This window comes from Marinobacterium zhoushanense, assembly GCF_014641945.1.
GTDB lineage: Bacteria > Pseudomonadota > Gammaproteobacteria > Pseudomonadales > Balneatricaceae > Marinobacterium_D > Marinobacterium_D zhoushanense.
Genome location: NZ_BMIJ01000001.1, coordinates 453,265 through 455,803, shown reverse-complemented (window position 1 = coordinate 455,803; position 2,539 = coordinate 453,265). Strand labels below are relative to the sequence as shown.

Below are 2,539 nucleotides of genomic sequence, written 5' to 3'. Positions count from 1 at the left end.
CGAAGGCGGCATCCTGAACGACCCGATCCTGCTGCGTCTGGAAGAAAACCGCTTCTGGATCTCCCTGGCGGACAGCGACATTCTGCTCTGGGCGCAGGGCGTGGCGGTCAATTCTGGTCTGGATGTGCAGATCCGCGAGCCGGACGTGTCGCCGCTTCAGCTGCAGGGTCCGAAGTCCGGCGAGATCATGAAGGCGCTGTTCGGTGACAGCATCACCGACCTCCGCTACTACTGGCTGCGCGAATATGACCTCGACGGCATTCCGCTGATCGTCTCCCGCACCGGCTGGTCCAGCGAGCTGGGCTATGAGCTCTATCTGCAGGACTCCTCCAAGGGCGACGAGCTGTGGGAAAAGATCATGGCGGCGGGTGCGCCCTTTGGACTCAAGCCGGGGCATACATCGTCCATTCGCCGTATCGAAGGCGGCATGCTGTCCTACCATGCCGATATGGACATCAACACCAACCCTTACGAGCTGGGCCTGGATCGACTGGTTGAGCTGGATATGGAAGCCGAGTTCATCGGCAAGGCGGCTCTCAAGCGTATCCGTGAACAGGGTGTCTCCCGCAAGCAGGTTGGTCTGGTGATCGACGGTGCGGCGCTGTCGGGGCCGAACACCCGGTTCTGGGCCGTGGAAAAAGAGGGTCATTCCGTGGGCAAGGTCACCTCGGCCATCTTTTCTCCGCGTCTGGAGAAGAATATCGCGCTGGCGATGGTGAGCGCGGAGTGTGCGGAAGTTGGCATGACCCTGGAAGTGGATATGCCGAATGGGAAGCGGACAGCGACCGTAGTCGAAAGACCGTTCTTCGATCCCAACAAGAAAATCGCGGCGGCTTGATAGTCACCTGCAAATATAAGTCGATTAATAAAAATATATCAGTCCAAGACCTATCAGAAGATATTCGAGCATTCGGTTTTTCCACTGCCAATATCTTCTGAGGCGTAAGCTGGCGCATGATTTGATTAAAGGACCTGGTGTTATGAACACAACTGAAAAAACCTATATCCTCAGCGGAAGCTCAGCTAGCAAACTGGGTGTGCTCGATCTGATAATTGGATGCTTGTATAAGCACGAGTGCTACGCATATGAGATACACACTTTTGACGATGATGACGTTGAGCGTTTCTTCTTTCGTGTAGAGTTCCGTTATATTGGGGCCGGCGAATTGGCTGAAGAAAGCCTGCGCAGCCAGTTTGGTGATCGGGCCGCCGCCTTTGATGCTGTATGGGATCTGCGGGATTCATCGACTCCAGACAAGGTGGTCATTCTCGTATCCAAGTATGATCACTGCCTTCAGGATATTTTGCATCGCCAGAGTATCGGTGCGCTCAATATTGAGATTCCGGCTATCATCTCCAACCATCCGGATCTGCAGAGACTGGCTGAGTGGTACAACATTCCGTATTACCACCTGCCCATTACGGCGGACACCAAGCCGCAGCAGGAAGCTGAGATATGGAATATCATCCAGAAAGCCGAGGCCGATCTGGTTGTACTGGCCCGCTACATGCAGGTCCTTTCGGACGATATGTGCAAGAAACTGCACGGGCGTGCGATCAATATCCACCACTCGCTGCTGCCGGGATTCAAAGGTGCGAAACCTTATCATCAGGCTTATGAAAAAGGGGTGAAGCTGGTTGGTGCCACCGCGCATTACGTCAGCAAAGACCTGGACGAAGGTCCGATCATCACTCAGGGCGTGGAGTCGGTGGATCATACCTACACGCCGGATCGCCTGGTAGCCAAAGGGCGCGATACCGAGCGTCTTGCACTGGCAAAGGCGATCAAATTGCATGTTGAGCGACGCTGTTTCCTCAATGGCAACAAGACCATTGTCTTCCCGGGGCACTGATCTTCCCTTCAACGCTCAGCTGCGCTAAATAACAAGCGGATCGCCCGGCAATCGGGTGATCCGCTTTTGTCATTTAGGGGATCTCCCTCCTCGCGTTCACGCCATCGCCCGATATGACTTCGCCTCGCCGCGAGGCATATGAAACCTCTACGTAAGAGCTGCTTCCAGAGCCGTTTTAAGTGTTAAAGCGTATGCATTTTGGGTGCTATCCGGCTCTCTGCCTGGCTGTAGTCTAAACGGTCCAAAGGGTACCCAAAATTAGTCCTGATATGCAGTTTGGTCGCCCCCCTTTAGGCCTCGTATTCAGTGCGTTCCTCATATCATTTCCTTATTCAAGCGTTACCGCTCGTTGGTAACCAAAGATCTGAAAAACGGCCGCACAATAAGAGGACGAGTAGATGGGCAAGCAAGAGCAAAAAGAGTTTGGTTTCGGCACACAAATCCGTAAATCTCCCTATTTCGACGCCACCGTGCGTTGGGGGGCGACCGGCTTCTCGGTCTATAACCACATGTATATTCCGCGTGATTTCGGTGACCCGGTACAGAACTTCTGGAACCTGGTAAACGATGCGATTCTCTGCGACGTCGCGGTAGAGCGTCAGGTTGAGATCACCGGGCCTGATGCTGCCAAGTTTGCTCAGCTGCTTACACCCCGTGACCTGTCAAAATGCGCCGTGGGTCAGTGC

Annotated in this window: 2 protein-coding genes and 1 pseudogene; all 3 read left to right on the top strand. The window is 54.2% G+C overall.

Going from position 1 to position 2,539, the window contains the following annotated elements; all coding sequences use genetic code 11:
- On the top strand, nt 1–838 hold an 838-nt coding region (locus IEX40_RS02155; protein WP_188745451.1), incomplete at its 5' end, for a glycine cleavage T C-terminal barrel domain-containing protein.
- A gap of 142 nt (nt 839–980) precedes the next feature.
- Nucleotides 981–1,853 (top strand): formyltetrahydrofolate deformylase, encoded by an 873-nt coding sequence (gene purU / locus IEX40_RS02150; protein WP_188745852.1) that lies wholly within the window; start codon nt 981–983, stop codon nt 1,851–1,853.
- A 398-nt stretch (nt 1,854–2,251) separates the two neighbouring features.
- Nucleotides 2,252–2,539: pseudogene (locus IEX40_RS02145) on the top strand (glycine cleavage system protein T); the annotation flags it as partial.